Annotated in this window: 17 protein-coding genes; 15 read left to right on the plus strand and 2 right to left on the minus strand. The window is 72.8% G+C overall.

Translation table 11 applies throughout. The features are described 5' to 3' along the window. Positions 1-4: 4 nt before the first annotated feature. Together ACGF3A_RS33625 and ACGF3A_RS33630 are read right to left on the minus strand one after the other, a co-directional pair. Positions 5-151: a hypothetical protein gene (locus ACGF3A_RS33625; RefSeq protein ID WP_393734212.1), complete on the minus strand. Its 147-nt coding sequence runs from the start codon at positions 149-151 to the stop codon at positions 5-7. Further along, on the minus strand, positions 123-1,496 hold the full coding sequence (locus ACGF3A_RS33630; protein ID WP_393734213.1) for an OFA family MFS transporter: 1,374 nt from the start codon (positions 1,494-1,496) through the stop codon (positions 123-125). Before ACGF3A_RS33630 ends, ACGF3A_RS33625 begins: the two co-directional genes overlap by 29 nt. Positions 1,497-1,627: 131 nt before the next feature. Here ACGF3A_RS33630 and ACGF3A_RS33635 point away from each other — a divergent pair, with 131 nt between their 5' ends. From ACGF3A_RS33635 to eboE, 15 genes are all read left to right on the plus strand, one after another. Continuing rightward, on the plus strand, positions 1,628-2,122 hold the full coding sequence (locus ACGF3A_RS33635; RefSeq protein ID WP_393734214.1) for a hypothetical protein: 495 nt from the start codon (positions 1,628-1,630) through the stop codon (positions 2,120-2,122). A 209-nt stretch (positions 2,123-2,331) separates the two neighbouring features. After that, positions 2,332-3,513 carry an ROK family protein gene (locus ACGF3A_RS33640; RefSeq protein ID WP_393734215.1) on the plus strand — a complete coding sequence of 394 codons (1,182 nt, stop codon included), beginning with the start codon at positions 2,332-2,334 and terminating at the stop codon, positions 3,511-3,513. Between the two features lie 118 nt (positions 3,514-3,631). Next, positions 3,632-5,134, plus strand: coding sequence for a sugar ABC transporter ATP-binding protein (locus ACGF3A_RS33645; protein ID WP_393734216.1), 1,503 nt, complete (start codon positions 3,632-3,634; stop codon positions 5,132-5,134). 150 nt (positions 5,135-5,284) lie between these two features. Beyond that, a complete protein-coding gene (locus ACGF3A_RS33650; RefSeq protein ID WP_393734217.1) occupies positions 5,285-6,286 on the plus strand; it encodes an ABC transporter permease in 1,002 nt (333 codons plus the stop codon). Then, positions 6,283-7,338, plus strand: a complete 1,056-nt coding sequence (locus tag ACGF3A_RS33655) for a substrate-binding domain-containing protein (protein WP_393734218.1) — start codon at positions 6,283-6,285, stop codon at positions 7,336-7,338. Before ACGF3A_RS33650 ends, ACGF3A_RS33655 begins: the two co-directional genes overlap by 4 nt. A gap of 164 nt (positions 7,339-7,502) precedes the next feature. Continuing rightward, entirely contained in the window at positions 7,503-8,693 is a 1,191-nt protein-coding gene (locus ACGF3A_RS33660) for a Gfo/Idh/MocA family protein (protein ID WP_393734219.1), read from the plus strand. Between the two features lie 9 nt (positions 8,694-8,702). Next, the gene (locus ACGF3A_RS33665; RefSeq protein WP_393734220.1) at positions 8,703-9,704 is read left to right on the plus strand and encodes a sugar phosphate isomerase/epimerase family protein; all 1,002 of its coding nucleotides are present in this window, start codon (positions 8,703-8,705) and stop codon (positions 9,702-9,704) included. A gap of 199 nt (positions 9,705-9,903) precedes the next feature. Continuing rightward, the gene (locus ACGF3A_RS33670) at positions 9,904-12,360 is read left to right on the plus strand and encodes a PQQ-dependent sugar dehydrogenase (RefSeq protein ID WP_393734221.1); all 2,457 of its coding nucleotides are present in this window, start codon (positions 9,904-9,906) and stop codon (positions 12,358-12,360) included. 14 nt (positions 12,361-12,374) lie between these two features. Then, positions 12,375-13,760 carry a ThuA domain-containing protein gene (locus ACGF3A_RS33675; RefSeq protein WP_393734222.1) on the plus strand — a complete coding sequence of 462 codons (1,386 nt, stop codon included), beginning with the start codon at positions 12,375-12,377 and terminating at the stop codon, positions 13,758-13,760. A 174-nt stretch (positions 13,761-13,934) separates the two neighbouring features. Continuing rightward, complete coding sequence (locus tag ACGF3A_RS33680; protein ID WP_393734223.1) at positions 13,935-15,032, plus strand: inositol-3-phosphate synthase; 1,098 nt, start codon at positions 13,935-13,937, stop codon at positions 15,030-15,032. 353 nt (positions 15,033-15,385) lie between these two features. Beyond that, positions 15,386-16,258, plus strand: a complete 873-nt coding sequence (locus ACGF3A_RS33685) for an SCO3242 family prenyltransferase (RefSeq protein WP_393734275.1) — start codon at positions 15,386-15,388, stop codon at positions 16,256-16,258. Next, a complete protein-coding gene (locus ACGF3A_RS33690; RefSeq protein WP_393734224.1) occupies positions 16,255-17,145 on the plus strand; it encodes a sugar phosphate isomerase/epimerase family protein in 891 nt (296 codons plus the stop codon). Before ACGF3A_RS33685 ends, ACGF3A_RS33690 begins: the two co-directional genes overlap by 4 nt. Beyond that, positions 17,139-17,831, plus strand: a complete 693-nt coding sequence (locus tag ACGF3A_RS33695; RefSeq protein WP_393734225.1) for an EboA domain-containing protein — start codon at positions 17,139-17,141, stop codon at positions 17,829-17,831. The genes ACGF3A_RS33690 and ACGF3A_RS33695 overlap by 7 nt, the downstream gene beginning before the upstream one ends. Before the next feature lie 5 nt (positions 17,832-17,836). Further along, entirely contained in the window at positions 17,837-18,685 is an 849-nt protein-coding gene (locus ACGF3A_RS33700) for a TatD family hydrolase (protein WP_393734226.1), read from the plus strand. Between the two features lie 13 nt (positions 18,686-18,698). After that, entirely contained in the window at positions 18,699-19,880 is a 1,182-nt protein-coding gene (eboE, locus tag ACGF3A_RS33705) for a metabolite traffic protein EboE (RefSeq protein WP_393734227.1), read from the plus strand. Positions 19,881-20,038: the final 158 nt, after the last annotated feature.

The following is a 20,038-nucleotide window of genomic DNA, read 5'->3' on the forward strand; positions in this document are numbered from 1 at the left end:
GCGCTCACCCCGTGAAGAGCTTGGCCGCCTTGCTGATCAGCTCGTAGAGACCGTACGCGAGCGGCAGCCCGACCCAGAGCCAGGCGAGGACGGTGAGCGGGATCCGGCGGGGGGCACCGGAGTCAGGCGCTGCGCCGTTCGTCGAGTTCATCGGTTGTCACCTCCTCCTCGGCCCGGGGCTCGTGGTGGCGCGGGTGCACGGGCCGGACCAGCTCGTTGGCGACGAAGCCCACGGCGAGCAGGCCGATCATGATGCCGAGCGAGAGGCCGTAGAGCCCGGGGCCCGAACGGCCCGCGTCCTCCTGGGAGTCCGCGACCCAGTTGACGATCAGCGGGCCCAGCACGCCCGCGGTGGACCAGGCCGTGAGCAGCCGCCCGTGGATGGCGCCGACCTGGTACGTGCCGAACAGGTCCTTCAGATACGCGGGTACGGTCGCGAAGCCGCCCCCGTAGAAGGAGAGGATCACCAGCGCGCAGCAGACGAAGAGCGGCTTGGAGGCGTCGCCCGCCTGCCAGATCAGCAGGTACATCAGCGCGCCGACGCCGAGGTAGACGCGGTAGACGTTCTTCCGCCCGATCACGTCCGAGGCGGACGACCACAGCAGGCGGCCCGCCATGTTCGCGAGGGAGAGCAGGGCCACGAAGCCCGCCGCCGCTGAGGCGCTGACCGGGGTCGAGGTGTCCGCGAAGAAGTCCGTGATCATCGGCGCGGCCTTCTCCAGGATGCCGATCCCGGCCGTGACGTTCATGCACAGCACGACCCACAGGCACCAGAACTGCGGCGTCCGCACGGCGTTGCGGGCCGACACCTGCGCCGTGGTGACCAGCGCCCGGGACTCCTTGGGCGGCTCCCACCCGGCGGGGCGCCAGCCCTCGGGCGGCACCCGGACGAGGAGCACGCCGAGGGCCATGAACACGGCGTAGACCAGCCCGTGCACGAGGAAGGCGGAGGCGATCCCGCCGCTGTCCGAGCCGAACTCCTCCAGCATCCGAGCCGACCAGGGCGAGGCGATCAGCGCGCCGCCGCCGAAGCCCATGATGGCGATGCCCGTGGCCATGCCGGGGCGGTCGGGGAACCACTTGATCAGCGTCGAGACGGGGGAGATGTAGCCGATGCCGAGCCCGATGCCGCCGACGAAGCCGTAGCCGAGGACGATCAGCCAGAACTGCTCGGTGAACGCGCCGAGGGCGGCGAGCAGGAAGCCCGAGGAGAAGCAGACCAGCGAGACGGCCATCGCCCAGCGCGGGCCCTTGCGTTCGACGAGCGTCCCGCCGAAGGCGGCCGACAGGCCGAGCATCACGATGCCGAGCTGGAAGGGGAGGGCGCTCGCGGTGCCCGACAGGCCGAGCGTCGATTCGAGCGGCGGTTTGAACACGCTCCACGCGTACGCCTGCCCGATCGACAGATGCACCGACAGCGCGGCGGGCGGCACCAGCCATCGGCTCCAGCCCGGGGGAGCGACGGTGCGTGAACGTTCAAGGATCCCAGGGCTCATGCCCAGGCACCCTACGAAGATCACCCGGCGGTTGACCAGGCGTGCGACGGAATCACCCCGGGACGGGCACGAGGCGGACACGTACGCTGGAACGACGGGCACGGACGGATCTGCGGCACGGGAGGCCGAGGGTGGAACGGCAGCCGGAGGAACGGCGACTGGCCGTCTTCGACCTGGACGGAACGCTGGCCGACGTGCGGCACCGTCTGCGTCTCCTGGACCCGCCGAAGCCGGACTGGAACGGCTTCTTCCGCGCCGCGTCCGCCGACCCGCCGCTCGCCGAGGGCCTCGCGCTCGCCCTGCGCTGGGCCGAGACGTGCGACCTGGGCTATGTCACGGGCCGCCCGGAGCGCTGCCGCCGGGCGACCGAGCGGTGGCTGCGGGCGCGCGGGCTGCCATCCGCGCCGCTGTGGATGCGCCCGGACCGCGACCGGCGCCCGGCGCGCGTCCTCAAGCCCGCGCTGCTGGCCGCCGCCGCGCGCACGCGGGAGATCGCGGTCGTCGTCGACGACGACCGCCAGGTCTGCGACGCCTACCGAGCCCGCCGCTTCCCGGTCGTCCACGCCACCTGGGCCACCGCCTCCGCCACCCTGGCCGACGCCCAGGAGGAGACGGGCCGCACGTAGTCGGGGACGACGTCGTGGCGCCCCGCCCTCACGTCCCCGTACCCCGTCCCGTTCCGCCGCACCGCAGCGCGGGGGCCCCCTTTGTCCTCAGTCGGGAAAAAGTCGCACGGGATCGTGCACAACTTCTTCCCAACCCCGGGGGCCGCTGCTACGTTCCCTGTGAAATCCGGGGAAGGCTGGAAACGGCTGGAGGGGTAGCGGTGAGGCGCATGACGGCACGGCCCGCGAACGCGCACCAGGCGCGCCTGCTCCGCCTGCTGCGCGACGGCGGACCGCGCTCCCGCGCCGAGCTGGGCGACCGGGTGGACCTGTCCCGTTCGAAGCTCGCGGTCGAGGTCGACCGGCTGCTGGAGACGGGGCTCGTGGTCGCGGACGGGCTCGCCGCCTCGCGCGGCGGGCGGCGCTCGCACAACATCCGGCTCGCGCCCCAACTCCGTTTCCTCGGCGTCGACATCGGCGCCACCTCGATCGACGTCGCCGTGACCAACCCCGAGCTGGAGATCCTGGGCCATCTCAACCAGCCCATGGACGTACGGGAAGGGCCCGTCGCCGTCTTCGACCAGGTGCTGGCGATGGTGGCGAAGCTCCGCGACACCGGCGTCGCGGAGGGCTTCGACGGGGCGGGGATCGGCGTGCCGGGCCCCGTCCGCTTCCCCGAGGGGGTCCCGGTGGCGCCCCCGATCATGCCCGGCTGGGACGGCTTCCCCGTGCGGGAGGCGCTTAGCCAGGAGCTCGGCTGCCCCGTGATGGTGGACAACGACGTGAACCTGATGGCCATGGGCGAGATGCAGGCCGGAGTCGCCCGTTCCGTACGGGACTTCTTCTGCGTCAAGATCGGTACGGGCATCGGCTGCGGCATCGTCGTCGGCGGCGAGGTCCACCGGGGCACGACCGGCAGCGCGGGCGACGTCGGGCACATCCAGGTCGAGCCCGAGGGCCGCCAGTGCGCCTGCGGCAACCGAGGCTGCCTGGAGGCGTATTTCGGCGGCGCCGCGCTCGCCCGCGACGCCGAACTGGCCGCGACGGAGGGCCGTTCGGACGAGCTGGCCCAGCGCCTCGCCGCGGGTGGCCGCCTCACCGCGGCCGACATCGCCGCCGCCGCCTCGGCGGGCGACGGCACCTCGCTCGACCTCATCCGCGACGGCGGGGCCCGGGTGGGCCAGGTCATCGCGGGACTCGTCAGCTTCTTCAATCCGGGCCTGGTGGTGATCGGCGGCGGAGTGACCGGCCTCGGCCACACGCTGCTCGCCAGCATCCGCACCCAGGTCTACCGCCAGTCGCTGCCCCTGGCGACCGGCAATCTTCCCATCGTCCTGGGCGAGTTGGGCCAGGTCGCGGGCGTGACGGGCGCGGCCCGGCTCACCAGCGACCACCTCTTCTCACCCGCGTAGCACGAGCGCGCCCCCCGCCAGTCCTTCCGACCCGCTCGCCGCTCTTCCTCTCTCCTCCGGTGCGCCCTGCACCGTTTCTCCGCACAGCGATGACGTACGGCCAGGACGGAGGTCCTGCATGCCCTTGCTCACCATGTCCGGAATCACCAAGTCGTTCCCCGGTGTCCGCGCGCTCGACGGTGTCGACCTCGACGTGGAGGCGGGCGAGGTCCACTGCCTGCTGGGGCAGAACGGGGCCGGGAAGTCCACCCTCATCAAGGTGCTCTCCGGCGCCCACCAGCCCGACGAGGGCGAGATCACCTGGCAGGGCGAGCCCGTACGCCTGCCGACGCCGGTCTCCGCGATGCGGCTCGGCATCGCCACGATCTACCAGGAACTCGACCTGGTCGAGCACGTCTCCGTCACCGAGAACGTCTTCCTCGGCCACGAGATCGCCACGCGCGGCGTCATCCGCCCCCGCGAGGCCCGTACGAGGACGGCGGAGCTGCTCGCGCGGCTCGGGCACCCCGAGATCGACCCCGGCGCGCTCGTCGGCTCGCTCTCCGCGGCCGGTGCGCAGATCGTGTCGATGGCCCGCGCTCTCTCGCATGACGTGCGCATGATCATTATGGACGAGCCGTCCGCCGCGCTCGACCCCGACGAGGTCGACAACCTCTTCCGCATCGTCGAGAACCTCACCGCCGACGGCGTCGCCGTCGTCTACATCTCGCACCGCCTGGAGGAGATCCGGCGCATCGGCGACCGCGTCTCGGTCCTCAAGGACGGCCGGGTCGCGGCGCGCGACCTGCCCGCGCGCAGCACGCCCACCGACGAGGTCGTGGCGCTGATGACCGGGCGCGACGTGCAGTACGCCTTCCCCGAGCGGCCCGTCGCCGACGCGGCCCCCACCGAGCCTGTGCTGCGTGCCGAAGGGCTCGCGAGAGAAGGGGAGTTCGCGCCGCTCGACCTCGAACTGCGGCCCGGCGAGATCGTGGGCCTCGCCGGGCTCGTCGGCTCCGGGCGCTCCGAGATCCTGGAGACGCTCTACGGTGCCCGCCGCCCGACCGCGGGGCGGGTCCTCGTCGACGGCAAGCCGCTGAAGCCCGGCAGCATCGTCGCCGCCGTACGGGCCGGGGTCGGGCTCGCGCCCGAGGAGCGCAAGTCCCAGGCGCTGCTGATGCTGGAGTCCGTCACGCGGAACGTCTCCGTCTCCTCCCTGCCCCGCTTCTCGCGCGGCGGCTGGCTCGACAGGGCCCGCGAACGGGCCGCGGCGCGCGAACGTACGACCGAGCTGGCCCTCTCCCCGAACGACCCCGAGCGCCCCGTCCGCACCTTCTCCGGCGGCAATCAGCAGAAGGCCGTCCTCGCGCGGTGGCTGCTGCGCGAGTGCCGGGTGCTGCTGCTGGACGAGCCCACGCGGGGCGTCGACGTGGGTGCGCGGGCCGAGCTGTACGCCGTGATCCGGCGGCTCGCGGACTCGGGCGTGTGCGTGCTGCTCGTGTCGAGCGAGGTCCCTGAAGTGCTGGGGCTTGCCGACCGGGTCCTCGTGCTGAGGGAGGGCGTCGTCGTCCATTCGGCGCCCGCCCGTGAGTTGGACGAGCACCGGGTGCTCGACCTTGTGATGGAGGGGAGTCATGCGTGACCTCCGCGTCAGGGGGTGCCCCTGTCTGTCCTCGCGCGGGTGCGAGCGCGTCGTGGTTGCTCGCGCAGTTCCCCGCGCCCCTGAAGCGCCCCTTCGGGGCTGCTTCGGGACGCCCGCCCCGCACCTGACCCACGCCAGAGGTGACCTCACGTGAACTCTCCTGCAAACGTGGCCAGTAAGCCCGCGCCTCCGGCGAAAGAGGTCCCGGCGAGGCGCCGGTTGCCCCTCGACGTGCGGCATCTCTCCCTCATCGGCGTGCTGATCGCGCTCGCGATCGTCGGCGCGATCACCAAGCCCGACGAGTTCCTCGACACCGACAACCTCCGCCTCATCCTCACCCAGGCCAGCGTCATCGGCGTCGTGACCGTCGGCGTCACGTTCGTCATCATCGGCGGCGGCATCGACCTGTCCGTCGGGGCGATCGTCGCGCTCGCCTCCGTGTGGGCGACGACCGTGGCGACGCAGGAGTACGGGCTGTGGGGCATGCTCCTGTGCACCCTGCTCGTCGGACTCGGCTGCGGGCTGGTCAACGGGATGCTGATCGCGTACGGGCCCATGGTGCCGTTCATCGCGACCCTCGCCATGCTCGCCTCGGCCCGCGGCCTCGCGCTGCAGATCAGCGACGGCAAGACGCAGGTCGTCACCGTCGAATCGGTGCTGGACCTCGGGGTCTCCGACGCGTACGTGCTCGGGATCCCGCCGATCGTGCTGGTCTTCGCCGCCGTGAGCGTCATCGGCTGGCTGGTGCTGAACCGGACGACGTTCGGCCGCCGCACCGTGGCCGTCGGCGGCAACCCGGAGGCGTCGCGGCTGGCGGGCATCGCCGTCAAGCGGCAGCGGCTGCTGCTCTATCTGCTCTCCGGGCTCTGCTGCGGCATCGCCGCGTTCCTCCTGGTCATCCTCACCGGCTCGGGCCAGAACACCAACGGCAACCTCTACGAGCTCGACGCCATCGCCGCCGCGATCATCGGCGGCACCCTCCTCAGCGGCGGCCGGGGCACGATCCTCGGCTCCGTCCTCGGGGTCCTGGTCTTCACCACGATCACCAATCTGTTCGCCCTCAACAACCTCCAGACGGACGTCCAGCAGATCGCCAAGGGCGCGATCATCGTCGCCGCAGTCCTGGTCCAGAAGGGTCGTACCACGTCATGACAGAGAAGCCACGCCCAGCCAGCCGCAGAAGCATGCTCTTCGGTACGGCCGCCGCAGGCGCCGCGCTCTTCGCCGCGGGCTGCACCAGCAACGAGAACAACGACGGGGACGAGGCGAACGCCGCCGACCAGGCCGGTGTCGCCGACGACAAGCCCGGCAAGAAGGTCACCATCGGCTTCGCCGGGCCGCAGGCCGACCACGGCTGGCTCAACGCCATCACCACGCAGGCCAAGTCCCGGGCCAAGAAGTACAAGGACGTCACGCTGGAGGCCACCGAGGGCTCCAACGACAACGCGACCCAGGTCGGCCAGATCGAGACGCTGATCAACAAGAAGGTCGACGTGCTCGTCGTGCTGCCCGCCGACGGGAAGGCGCTCACGCAGGTCGGGCTCAAGGCGATGCGCGCCGGGATCCCCGTCGTCAACCTCGACCGGATCTTCGCCTCGCAGAAGGCGTACCGCTGCTGGATCGGCGGCGACAACTACGGCATGGGGCTGAACGCCGGGCACTACATCGGCGAGCAGCTCAAGGACAAGAAGAACGCCAAGGTCGTCGAGCTGGCCGGGATCGACAACCTGGAGCTCACCAGGGAGCGCACCAACGGCTTCGACGACGCCCTCAAGAGCTACCCGAACATCGAGAAGGTCGCCCGCCAGGCCGCCGAGTTCACGGTCGAGTCCGGCCAGGCGAAGATGTCGCAGCTGCTGCGCGCGCAGAAGAAGTTCGACGCGCTGTGGAACCACGACGACGACCAGGGCGTGGGCGCGGAGCGCGCGATCAAGCAGGCGAACCGCGACGAGTTCCTGATGGTCGGCGGCGCGGGCTCCAAGCGCGTCATGCAGGCGATCAAGGACGGCGACAGCGTCATCAAGGCGACCGTGCTCTACCCGCCGACCATGGCCGCCTCCGCGATCGACTTGGCGCGGGCCCTTGGGCAGGGCAAGGGCATCAGCGGGATGGCCGAGTTCGAGATTCCCGCCTCCCTGACGCTGTATTCGGCGGTCGTGACCAAGGAGAACGTGGACGACTATCTCCCCATCGGCTTCACCTGATCGCTTCGCTGGGCGCGCCGCCGTAGGGCCTCGGCCGCCGACCGTCCGCGGATACGTCGTGGCTGGTCGCGCAGTTCCCCGCGCCCCTGCGGGGCGCACCTGGACGGCCCATGCCGCGTACGCGTCCCACCCGTAAAGCACACCCCCTGACAGGGAGGAGCTCCATGTCGAACGACACCACCACGCCCGCACCCGCCGTCGCGCCGCCACTGGGCGTGGGCATGGTCGGCTACGCCTTCATGGGACAGGCACACTCCCAGGGCTGGCGCACCGTCGGCCGGGTCTTCGACCTGCCGTTGAGCCCGTCCATGGCCGCCGTCTGCGGACGTGACCCCGAGGCCGTGCGCACGGCGGCGGCCAAGCTGGGCTGGGCGGCGGCCGAGACCGACTGGCGGGCGCTGATCGCACGGCCCGACGTCCAGCTCGTGGACATCTGCACGCCCGGCGACAGCCACGCGGAGATCGCGGTCGCGGCGCTGGAGGCGGGCAAGCACGTGCTGTGCGAGAAGCCGCTCGCCAACACCGTCGCCGAGGCCGAGGCCATGGCGGAGGCAGCCCGCGTCGCTCGGGCGCGCGGCCAGGTGGCCATGGTCGGCTTCAACTACCGCCGTACGCCCGCGCTCGCGCTCGCCCGCCGCATGGTGGGGGAGGGGCGCATCGGGACGCTGCGGCACGTCCGGGTCACCTATCTCCAGGACTGGCTGGTCGACCCGGCCTTCCCGCTCGCCTGGCGGCTGCGCAAGGAGCTCGCGGGCTCCGGCGCGCTCGGCGACCTGGGCGCGCACGCCGTCGACCTGGCGCAGCACCTCGCGGGGGCGCCGCTGACGGGTGTGTCGGCGCAGACCGAGACGTTCGTACGGGAGCGGCCGCTGCCGGACGGCGGCGCGCTCGGGCCGGTCACCGTGGACGACGCGGCGCTGTTCACCGGGCGGCTGGAGTCGGGCGCGCTGGCGTCCTTCGAGGTCAGCCGGGTCGCCGCCGGGCGCAAGAACGCGCTGCGGGTCGAGCTGAACGGCACGGCGGGCTCGCTCGCCTTCGACCTGGAGCGGCTGAACGAGCTGGAGTTCCACGACCACGCCACCGAGGCGACGGAGGCCGGGTTCCGGCGGATCCTCGTCACCGAGCAGGACCATCCGTACCTGGAGGCGTGGTGGCCGCCGGGCCACGGCCTCGGCTACGAGCACACGTTCGTCCACCAGGCCCGCGACCTCGTACGCGCCGTCGCCGCCGGGACCGAGCCCGCGCCGTCCTTCGCGGACGGGCTCCAGGTCCAGCGCGTGCTGGCGGCCGTGGAGGAGAGCGCGGAGAAGAACAGCGTCTTCACGCCCGTACCCGCATCCCCGACCGCGGTCTAGGAGGTCACCGTGGCACGCAAGTTCACCCTCTTCACCGGCCAGTGGGCCGACCTTCCGCTGGAGGAGGTCTGCCGCCTCGCGAAGGACTTCGGCTACGACGGGCTCGAACTCGCCTGCTGGGGCGATCACTTCGAGGTCGACCGGGCGCTCGCCGAGCCGGGGTACGTCGCGGGCCGCCGCGAGCTGCTGGAGAAGTACGGCCTGGAGTGCTGGGCGGTCTCCAACCACCTCACCGGGCAGGCCGTCTGCGACAGCCCCATCGACGAGCGCCACCAGGCCATCGTCGCGCCCCGGATCTGGGGCGACGGCGACCCGGAGGGCGTACGGCAGCGGGCGGCGGCCGAGATGAAGGACACGGCCCGCGCGGCGGCGGCGCTCGGCGTCCGTACCGTCGTCGGCTTCACGGGCTCGTCCATCTGGCACCTGGTCGCGATGTTCCCGCCCGTGCCGCCCGCGATGGTCGAGCGGGGCTACGAGGACTTCGCGGAGCGCTGGAACCCGATCCTGGACGTCTTCGACGCGGAGGGCGTGCGGTTCGCGCACGAGGTGCACCCCAGCGAGATCGCGTACGACTACTGGACCACTCAGCGCGCCCTGGAGGCCGTGGAGCGGCGCCCGGCCTTCGGCCTCAACTTCGACCCGAGCCACTTCGTGTGGCAGGACCTCGACCCGGCGGGCTTCCTCTACGACTACCGGGACCGGATCTACCACGTGGACTGCAAGGAGGCCCGCAAGCGCCTCGACGGGCGGAACGGGCGGCTGGGGTCCCACCTTCCCTGGGGCGACCCGCGCCGGGGCTGGGACTTCGTCTCGGCCGGGCACGGCGACGTGGCGTGGGAGGACGTCTTCCGCATGCTGCGCGCCATCGGGTACGAGGGCCCGGTGTCCGTGGAGTGGGAGGACGCGGGGATGGACCGCGTCCAGGGCGCGCCGGAGGCGCTGCGGCGGCTGCGCGCCTACGACTACGAGCCGCCGGAGGCGTCGTTCGACGCGGCGTTCGGCGGCAACTGACCGGCAAGTGACCCTTATTTGTGGGGAGTTGTCAGCACATAGCATTCTATCAACTTCCTTACTGTCATAGGGCTTTCAACTACTGACAAACAGCACTACCGTTCTTGATGCGTACCGGACAAAGGGCTTCCCCCCTCCATGAGCCCCCGGCACCGGCGCGACGGCGCGCGCCGCACCTTCCCGTTACAGGAGGAGACGCGTGCACAGAACATTCGGCAGGATTCGCAAGCTCCGCACCCAACTCGTCGCCGTCACCACGGCGCTGCTCGTCGGCGGCACCCTCGCCGTCGGCGTCCCGGCCTCGCAGGCGGAGGACGGCGCGGAGGACACCAAGGAGAAGGCCGCGCCGGAGTTCCAGCAGGTCACCCTCGCCAAGGGGGTCGAGGAGACCGGCGAGCCGATGACGCTCGCCGTGCTCCCCGACCGCTCGGTCCTGCACACGGCCCGCGAGGGCACGCTGCGGCTCACCGACGCCAAGGGCGACACCAAGGTCGCGGGCACCCTGCCCGTCTACAACCACGACGAGGAGGGCCTCCAGGGCGTCGGCGTCGACCCGGGCTTCACCGAGAACCGGCAGATCTACCTCTACTACGCGCCGAAGCTGGAGACCCCCGAGGGCGACGCGCCGGACGAGGGCACGGCGGAGGACTTCAAGAAGTTCGACGGCGTCAACCGCCTCTCCCGCTTCGTGCTGAAGGAGGACGGCACCCTCGACAAGGAGAGCGAGAAGAAGATCCTCGACGTGCCCGCCAGCCGGGGCACCTGCTGCCACGTCGGCGGCGACATCGCCTTCGACGCCAAGGGCAACCTGCTGCTGTCGACGGGCGACGACTCCAACCCGTTCCAGTCGGACGGCTTCACGCCCATCGACGAGCGCGAGAACCGCAACCCCGCCTTCGACGCCCGGCGTTCGGCGGGCAACTCCAACGACCTGCGCGGCAAGATCCTCCGCATCAAGGTCAAGGACGACGGCTCCTACGACGTGCCGCAGGGCAACCTCTTCAAGCCCGGCACCGAGAAGACCCGGCCCGAGATCTACGCCATGGGCTTCCGCAACCCGTTCCGGATGACCGTCGACAAGAAGAGCGGCGCGGTCTACGTCGGTGACTACGGGCCCGACGCCGGTGCCGCCGACCCCAAGCGGGGCCCGGCGGGACAGGTCGAGTTCAACCGCGTCACGGAGGCGGGCAACTACGGCTGGCCGTACTGCACCGGCGAGAACGACGCCTACACCGACTACGACTTCGCCTCCGGCGAGTCCGGCGAGAAGTTCGACTGCGCCAAGCCGGAGAACACCTCGCCGCACAACACCGGACTGACCGAGCTGCCCGCCGCCAAGCCCGCCTGGATCCCGTACGACGGCGCGTCCGTGCCCGAGTTCGGCGACGGCTCCGAGTCCCCGATGGGCGGCCCCGTCTACCGGTACGACGACAAGCTCGACTCCGTCGTGAAGTTCCCGAAGGAGTACGACGGGGACTTCTTCGCCGGTGAGTTCGGCCGCAAGTGGATCAAGCGCATCGAGCACGGCGGCGACGGGACCGTCTCCAAGATCAACGACTTCCCGTGGTCCGGCACCCAGGTCATGGACATGGAGTTCGGTCCCGACGGTGCCCTCTACGTCCTCGACTACGGCACCGGCTACTTCGCCGGGGACGAGAACTCGGCCGTCTACCGCATCGAGAACGCCACCGAGGGCCATACGCCCACCGCCGAGGCCAAGGCCGACGTGACCAGCGGACAGGCCCCGCTCAAGGTCGCCTTCTCCTCCTCCGCCAAGGACGAGGACGGCGACGAGCTCAAGCTGGAGTGGGACTTCGGCGACGGCAAGACCTCCACCGAGGCCAGCCCCACCCACACCTACGAGGCCAACGGCACCTACACCGCGACCATGACCGCCACCGACCCCTCGGGCCGCTCCGGGAGCGCCAGCGTTCATGTGACCGTCGGCAACACCGCGCCCAAGGTCGAGCTGAAGCTGCCGAAGGACGGCCAGCCGTTCGCGTTCGGCGACGAGATCCCCTTCGAGGTCCAGGTCACCGACCCCGAGGACCCCGAGATCGACTGCTCGCGGGTCGAGGTCACCTACATCCTCGGCCATGACAGCCACGGCCACCCGATGACCTCGGCTAAGGGCTGCAAGGGCACCATCAAGACCCAGGCCGACGGCGAGCACGACCCGAACGCCAACATCTTCGGCGTCTTCGACGCGAAGTACACCGACGGCGGAGCGAACGGCCAGCCCCCGCTGACCAGCCACGGCGAGAGCAAGCTCCAGCCCAAGCACCGCCAGGCCGAGCACTACACCACGGCCGCCGACGGCGTCACCAAGGGCGACGTGGCAGGCGCCGAGGGCGGCAAGGCCGTCACCGGGGCGCAGAACGGCCAGTGGATCGCCTTCGACCCGTACGCGCCGGGCGACGTCACCAAGCTCACCGCGCGCGTCAAGGCCGCAGCCGACGGCGCCGTCGAGGTCCGCGCCGACAAGCCCGACGGCCCGCTGCTGGGCACAGCGCAGGTCAAGGCCGGGTCCGACTGGGCCGAGGTGAGCACCGACATCAAGGACGCGCCCGCCGGGACGACCAAGCTCCACCTGGTCTTCACCGGAGGCGACGGCAAGCTCTTCGACGTCGACAGCTTCAGCGTCACCACCGGATGAGGGGAGGGAGACCGATGGCGAGACACACGCGCGGCGTGGCCGTCGCCGCCACGGCACTGCTGCTGGGGGCGCTCGCGCTCCCCAGCAGCCAGGCAGCCCAGCGCGACGACGACCGCACCCCGGACAGGCACCGGGACCGGGCCGAACCGAAAGTCCTCGTCTTCTCCAAGACGGCCGGCTTCCGGCACGACTCGATCCCCGACGGCATCGCCGCGATCCAGCGCCTCGGCACCGAGCACGGCTTCGGCGTGGACGCGACGGAGGACGCCGCCACGTTCACCCCGGACAAGCTCGCCGCCTACGACGCCGTGGTCTTCCTGTCCACGACGGGCGACGTCCTGGACGGGAAGCAGCAGTCGGCGTTCGAGCGGTACATCGAGAAGGGCGGCGGCTACGTGGGCGTGCACGCCGCCGCCGACACCGAGTACGACTGGCCCTGGTACGGCGGACTCGCGGGCGCCTACTTCGACTCGCACCCCGCGATCCAGCCCGCCACCCTGAAGACCGAGGACCACGCCCACCCCGCCACCTCCCACCTCGGCCGGACGTGGGAGCGCACCGACGAGTGGTACAACTACCGCACCAACCCCCGCGACAGGGCCCGCGTCCTGGCCTCCCTCGACGAGGGCTCGTACGAGGGCGGGAACATGGGCGGGGACCACCCGCTCGCCTGGTGCCAGGAGTACGAGGGCGGCCGCGCCTTCTACACCGGCGCGGGCCACACCAAGGAGTCCTTCACCGAGGACGCCTTCGTGCGGCACCTCCTCGGCGGCATCCGCTACGCCACGGGCCAGGCCCAGGCCGACTGCCGCCCCGAGAAGGGCTACACCCCGCTCTACGACGCCACGACGGGCCTCGACGGCTGGAAACAGGCCGGACCCGGCTCGTTCGAGGACGACGGGAACGGGACCCTCACCACCAAGGGCGGCATGGGCCTCCTGTGGTACGAGGGGCGGGAGTTCACCGACTCGTACTCCCTCAAGCTTGACTGGCGGATGGCGAGCGAGGGCGGCGACGACAACTCCGGGGTCTTCGTCGGCTTCCCCGCCAGCGACGATCCCTGGTCGGCCGTGAACAACGGCTACGAGATCCAGATCGACGCCACCGACACCCCCGACAAGACGACGGGGTCCGTCTACGGATTCCAGTCCGCCGACCTGAAGAAGCGCGACGCCGCGCTGAACCCGCCGGGGGAGTGGAACACCTACGAGCTCCGCGTCGAAGGGGAGCGCCTCCGCATCTACCTCAACGGCACGCTCGTCAACGACTACACCAACACCGATCCGGCGCGCAGCCTGAAGGACGGCCACATCGGCCTCCAGAACCACGGCGACGAGGACGAGGTGTCCTTCAGGAACGTCCGCGTCGCGCCGCTCGGATCCCCAGGAAAGGAGCGGTAACCGCCCCCGTCCCCGGAACGCCCGCGGCCCGTTCCGAGGGGGTTCGGGCCCGCGGGCAGCGCGGCAGGGGCGGAGAACGCCGACTCCGTCCCTGCCGCGCCCCCTCTGAACGTGGGTAGAGGGCGGGGCAGGGCCGATTGGCCTGGGCCAAGCACGACGAGACAGGGAGGAACCGTGAAGCCACGAACCGGGATCTGGCTGATAGGAGCCCGAGGATCGGTCGCCACCACCGCCGTCACCGGCGCGGCCGCCCTCACCGCGGGGCTCCACCCCCCGACCGGCATGGTGACCGAGACGCCGCCCTTCGCCGACACCGCCCTCCCACCCCTCGACAGCCTCGTCTTCGGCGGCCACGACACCACCTCCTGCCCCCTCCCCAAGCGCGCCGAGGCCCTCGCCGAGGGCGGCGTCCTCCCCTACGGCCTCCCCGCGGCGCTGCACACCGAACTCGCCGCCGCCGACGCCGCGATACGCCCCGGAGGCCCGGGGCCCGACGACCCCCGCACCGAGGAGGAGCTGACAGCCGCCTTCGCCGCGGACCTCACGGCGTTCACCCGCGAGCACGGGCTCGCCCGTACGGTCGTCGTCAACGTCGCCAGCACCGAAGCCGCGCCCGCCTCGCCCGACGACCCCCTCCCGCCCAGCTCCCTCTACGCGGCGGCCGCCCTCCGCGCGGGCTGCCCGTACGTCAACTTCACCCCGTCCACCGGGCTCCACCACCCCCGCCTCGCCGAGGCCGCGCGCACCGCGGACGTCCCGTACGCGGGCCGCGACGGCAAGACCGGGCAGACGCTGCTGCGCTCCGTCCTCGCCCCGATGTTCGCGGAGCGCGCCCTCGCCGTACGGGCCTGGTCCGGCACCAACCTCCTCGGCGGCGGCGACGGCGCCGCCCTCGCCGACCCGGGCGCCGCGGCGGCGAAGAACGCGGGCAAGGAACGCGTCCTCGCCGACACGCTCGGCGAACTGCCCGCCGGAGACGTCCACATCGACGACGTACCGGCCCTCGGCGACTGGAAGACCGCCTGGGACCACATCGCCTTCGACGGCTTCCTCGGCTCCCGCATGGTCCTCCAGACGATCTGGCAGGGCTGTGACTCGGCCCTCGCCGCGCCCCTCGTCCTCGACCTCGCCCGCCTGCTGGCCCGCGCCCACGAGGTGGGGCTGACCGGCCCCGTCGACGGCCTCGGCTTCTACTTCAAGGACCCCGACACCGGCCCCAGCGCCCTCCCCGACCAGTGGCACGCCCTCCTCGCCCTGGCGGGACGGCTGTGAGCGGCCACCAGGGGGCCGCCTCCGGCGGGGGCGGCGAGCCCAGTGACGCGGGCGCGTGGAGCGCGAACGGCACGCCGGGCTCTTCCGGTGCGGGCCGTGTGCCGGGCCCGGGCGGAGAGTCCGGGACGGGCGGCTCGCGGGGCGCGTCGGCCGCGCGCGGGACGTCCGACAGCGCATCGGCCGAGTCGGCCGCGCGCGGTACGTCCGGAGCGGGCGGCGCTCCAGAGGCGAGCAGCGCGTCGGCCGCGCGCGGGACGTTCGGCTCGTCCGACTCGTCCGGTGCGAGCGGCGCTCCGGAGGTTGACGGCACGTCCGGTGCGCGCGGTACGTCCGGCCCGCGCGGCACGTCCGACGTGAGCTGCACGTCCGCCGCGAGCCGTACGTCCGGTCCTGCCGCCGCGCTCGGCGCATGGGCGCAGCTGCTGCGGGTCTCCGCCGTGCTGACCGTGCCCGGCGACGCGCTCGCCGGTACGGTCGCGGGCGGGCGGCCCGTGCGGCGGGGCACGCTGCTCGCCGCGGGCTCCTCGCTCTGCCTCTACGAGGCGGGCATGGCTCTCAACGACTGGGCCGACCGGGACGTCGACGCCGTCGAACGCCCCGACCGCCCGCTCCCCTCGGGCCGTGTCGCCCCCGCCGCCGCGCTCGGCGCCGCCGGGCTCCTGACGGGCGCGGGCCTCGCCCTCGCCGCCCGCGCGGGGCGCCCCGCCCTGGTGACGGCCACCGCGCTCGCGGGCGCGGTCTGGGCGTACGACCTCCACCTGAAGAACACCCGCTGGGGCCCGCTCACGATGGGCACCGCCCGCGCCCTGAACGTCGGCCTGGGCGCGGCGGCGTCCGGGGCCCGTGGCCGTGCCGGGAACGTGCTGGGGGCCGCCGCGCTCATGGGCGCCCACACCGTCGCCGTCACCGGCGTCTCCCGCGAAGAGGTCCAGGGCGGCAGTCCGCTGCCGCCGCTCGCCGGGCTGGCCGCCGTCGCCGGGGTCACCGGGGTGACGGCACGCCGGAGCCCCGTCGCCGCCGCCGCGTACGCCGTGACCGCCGCCCGGCCCCTCTTCCACGCCGCGCTCAACCCCTCCCCGCCGCTGCTCCAGAAGGCGGTCGGCGGCGGCATCCGCGCGATGATCCCGCTCCAGTCGGCCCTGTCGGGGAAGAGCCCGGCGGCCACCGCGCTGCTGGGCCTGCTGCCCCTCGCCCGCCGCCTCTCCCGGAAGGTGAGCCCGACGTGAGCGCCCTGCGGTACGCGTACGGCACCAACGGCCTCGCCGACCTCCGGCTCACCGACGCCCTGCCCCTCCTCGCCGACCTCGGCTACGACGGCGTCGGGCTCACCCTCGACCACATGCACCTCGACCCCCTCGCGCCCGCCCTCGGACGCCGCACCGCCGAGGTCGCCCGCGCGCTGGACCGGTACGGGCTGACGGCCACCGTCGAGACCGGCGGGCGGTACGTCCTCGATCCGCGCCGCAAGCACGGCCCCTCCCTCCTCGACCCGGACGCCGACGCGCGCGCCGTACGGACGGGGCTGCTGCTGAAGGCCGTCCGCGTGGCCGCCGACCTCGGCGCCCACGCCGTGCACTGCTTCAGCGGCACCCTCCCGCCCGGCACCGCCGCGCACGACGCCTGGCCCCGCCTCGCCGACGCGCTCGGGGCCGTACTGACCGCGTGCGAGGCGGCGGGCGTCCCCCTCGCCGTCGAACCGGAACCCGGCCATCTCCTCGGCGACCTCGCCGCCTTCCACCGCCTGCGCGCCGCCCTCGGCGACCACCCGCTCCTCGGCCTCACCCTCGACATCGGCCACTGCCAGTGCCTGGAACCCGAACCCCCCGACGCCTGCGTACGCGCCGCCGCGCCCTGGCTGCGCCACGTCCAGATCGAGGACATGCGGCGCGGCGTCCACGAGCATCTCCCCTTCGGCGAGGGCGAGATCGACTTCCCGCCCGTACTGGACGCGCTGCGCGCCGCGGACTACGACGGCCTCGTCACCGTAGAACTCCCCCGCGACTCCCACGCGGGCCCGGAGCGGGCCCGTACGTCGATCGGCTTCCTCCGCGCCGCCGAAGGAGCCGTACCGACGGGAGCCGCCCCGAAGAAGGGAGACGGCACCCCATGCTGACCCCTCTCGCCTCGCTCCGTACCGGCCTGGAAATGCAGCTCGAAGCGGGCGCGCGGGAATGGCTGCGCCAGGCGCTCGCCGACGCCGCCGACACCCCGCGCCACGCCGGGCAGGCAGTGCCGCCCTGGGAGCGGCACTTCGCCGCCGCCGGGCGGCGCTGCGTCCCCGCCCACGGCGAGGACCCCGGATCCCTCGCCGAGACCGCCCGCGTCCTGCTGCTGCACGCCGCCTCGCCCGACGGCCCCGCGCTCGCGCGGCTGTACGAGCACGCCACGGCGCCCGAGCGCCACGCGGTGCTGCTCGCCCTCCCGCACCTCGACCCGCCTCCCGAAGCCCGCGCCGCGCTCGCGCTCGTCGAGGACGCGCTGCGCAGCAACGACACACGGCTGATCGCCGCCGCGCTCGGCCCGTACGCCGCCGGGCACCTCGATCCGCACCAGTGGCGGCACGGGGTCCTCAAGTGCCTCTTCACGGGCGTGCCGCTGAGCGCCGTCGCCGGACTGGAGCGGCGGGCACGCGGCGACGCCGAGCTGGGCCGGATGCTCACCGACTACGCCCGCGAGCGTACGGCGGCGGGCCGCACCGTCCCCGAGGACCTGCACCACGCCCTGAAGCTGACCGCCGAGACCGCTCCCGAAGCCGCCCCCGCTGACGCCCCCGAGTCCTCCCGCCCCGAGGAGCCGTGACCGCCATGCGCATCTTCGATCCCCACATCCACATGACGTCCCGGACCACCGACGACTACGCGGCGATGTACGAGGCAGGCGTACGCGCCCTCGTCGAGCCCTCCTTCTGGCTCGGCCAGCCCCGCACCTCGCCCGCCTCCTTCTACGACTACTTCGACTCCCTCCTCGGCTGGGAGCCCTTCCGCGCCGCGCAGCACGGCATCGCCCACCACTGCACCCTCGCCCTCAACCCCAAGGAGGCGAACGACCCGCGCTGCCGTCCCGTCCTCGACGCGCTGCCCCGCTACCTCCTCAAGGACAACGTCGTCGCCGTCGGCGAGGTCGGCTACGACTCGATGACGCCCGAGGAGGACACGGCCCTCGCCGCGCAGCTCCAGCTCGCCGTCGAGCACGAGCTGCCCGCGCTCGTCCACACCCCGCACCGCGACAAGGCCGCCGGGCTCGCCCGCACGCTCGACGTGCTGCGCGAGTCCGGGCTGCCGCCGCAGCGCGTCGTCCTGGACCACCTCAACGAGACGACGCTCGGCGCCGCCGCCGACAGCGGCTGCTGGCTCGGCTTCTCCATCTACCCCGACACGAAGATGGACACGGACCGCATGCTCCGCATCCTGCGCGTCCACGGCACCGACCGCGTCCTCGTCAACTCGGCCGCCGACTGGGGGAAGAGCGACCCGCTCAAGACCCGGCACGTCGGGGACGCGATGCTCGCCGCCGGGTTCACGGACGACGAGGTCGACCAGGTCCTGTGGGCCAACCCCGTCGCGTTCTACGGGCAGAGCGGACGGCTCACCCTCGACGTGGCCGCCACCGACGGCACCCACGAGGGCAACTCCATCCTGCGCGGCGGCGAGTGAGGAGGCGGACCGTATGCGTTTCCGGCACCCCGACGGCTCGACCGTCCACCTCGCGTACTGCACCAACGTGCACGCCGCCGAGCAGCTGGAGGGCGTCCTCTCCCAGCTCACCGAATACGCCGAACCCGTACGCCGCCGCCTCCACCGCGACCGGCTCGGCATCGGCCTGTGGCTGGCCCGCGACGTCGCCCGTACCCTCACCGACGACCCGGCCGCCGTCCGCAGGTTGCGCGCCGGGCTGGAACGGGCGGGCCTGGAGGTCGTCACGCTCAACGGCTTCCCGTACCAGGGCTTCGGCGACGAGCACGTCAAGTACCGCGTCTACCGGCCCGACTGGACCGACGACGCCCGCCTCGACCACACCACCGACCTCGCCCGCCTGCTGGCGGCGATGCTCCCCGAGGACGTCCGCGAGGGCAGCGTCTCCACGCTCCCCCTCGCCTGGCGCACCGGCTTCGACGCGGACGCCCGCCACCGCGCCCTGACCCGCCTCCACACCCTGGCCCAACGCCTCGACGCCCTGGAGGAGCTGACGGGCCGCTCCCTGCGCGTCGGCCTCGAACCCGAGCCGGGCTGCACGATCGAGACGACGTCCGACGCCGTACGGGCGCTCACCGGCGACGACGCGCCCCCGCCCCACCGCATCGGCGTCTGCCTCGACACCTGCCACCTGGCAACGGCCTTCGAGGACCCGTCGACGGCGGTCGCCTCCCTCGCGGCCGCGGGCATCCCCGTCGTCAAGTCCCAGCTCTCCGCGGCGCTGCACGCCGAGGACCCCGACCGGGAGGACGTACGGGCCGCGCTCGCGGAGTTCGCCGAACCGCGCTTCCTCCACCAGACGCGGGCACTGACCCCCGACGGCACGCTCCGGGCGGTCGACGACCTGGACCGAGCCCTCACCCCCGGCGCCCTCCCGAGGAACGGCCCCTGGCGCTCCCACTTCCACGTCCCCCTCCACGCCCCCCTGACCCCGCCCCTCACGGCCACGCTCCCGGTCCTGAAGGACACCCTCACCCACCTGGTGGGCGGCCCGGCCCCGTTGACCCACCACCTGGAGGTCGAGACCTACACCTGGCAGGCCCTCCCCACGACCCTCCGCCCCACCACCCGCGCCCGCCTCGCCGACGGCCTCGCCGCCGAACTCGCAGTAGCCCGCGACATGCTCACCGACCTCGGCCTGAAGGAGCTGCCATGACGACGGCCGTAAGCAGGCGCGCCCAGGCGCGAAGCGCCACCGGCGCGCCTGCGGCGGGCTACGCGCCTGCGGCGGGCTACGCGCCTGCGGCGGGCTACGCGCCTGCGGCGGGCTACGCGCCTGCGGCGGGCTACGCGCCTGCGGCGGGCTACGCGCCT

This window comes from Streptomyces sp. NPDC048172 (genome assembly GCF_043202595.1).
Lineage (GTDB): Bacteria > Actinomycetota > Actinomycetes > Streptomycetales > Streptomycetaceae > Streptomyces.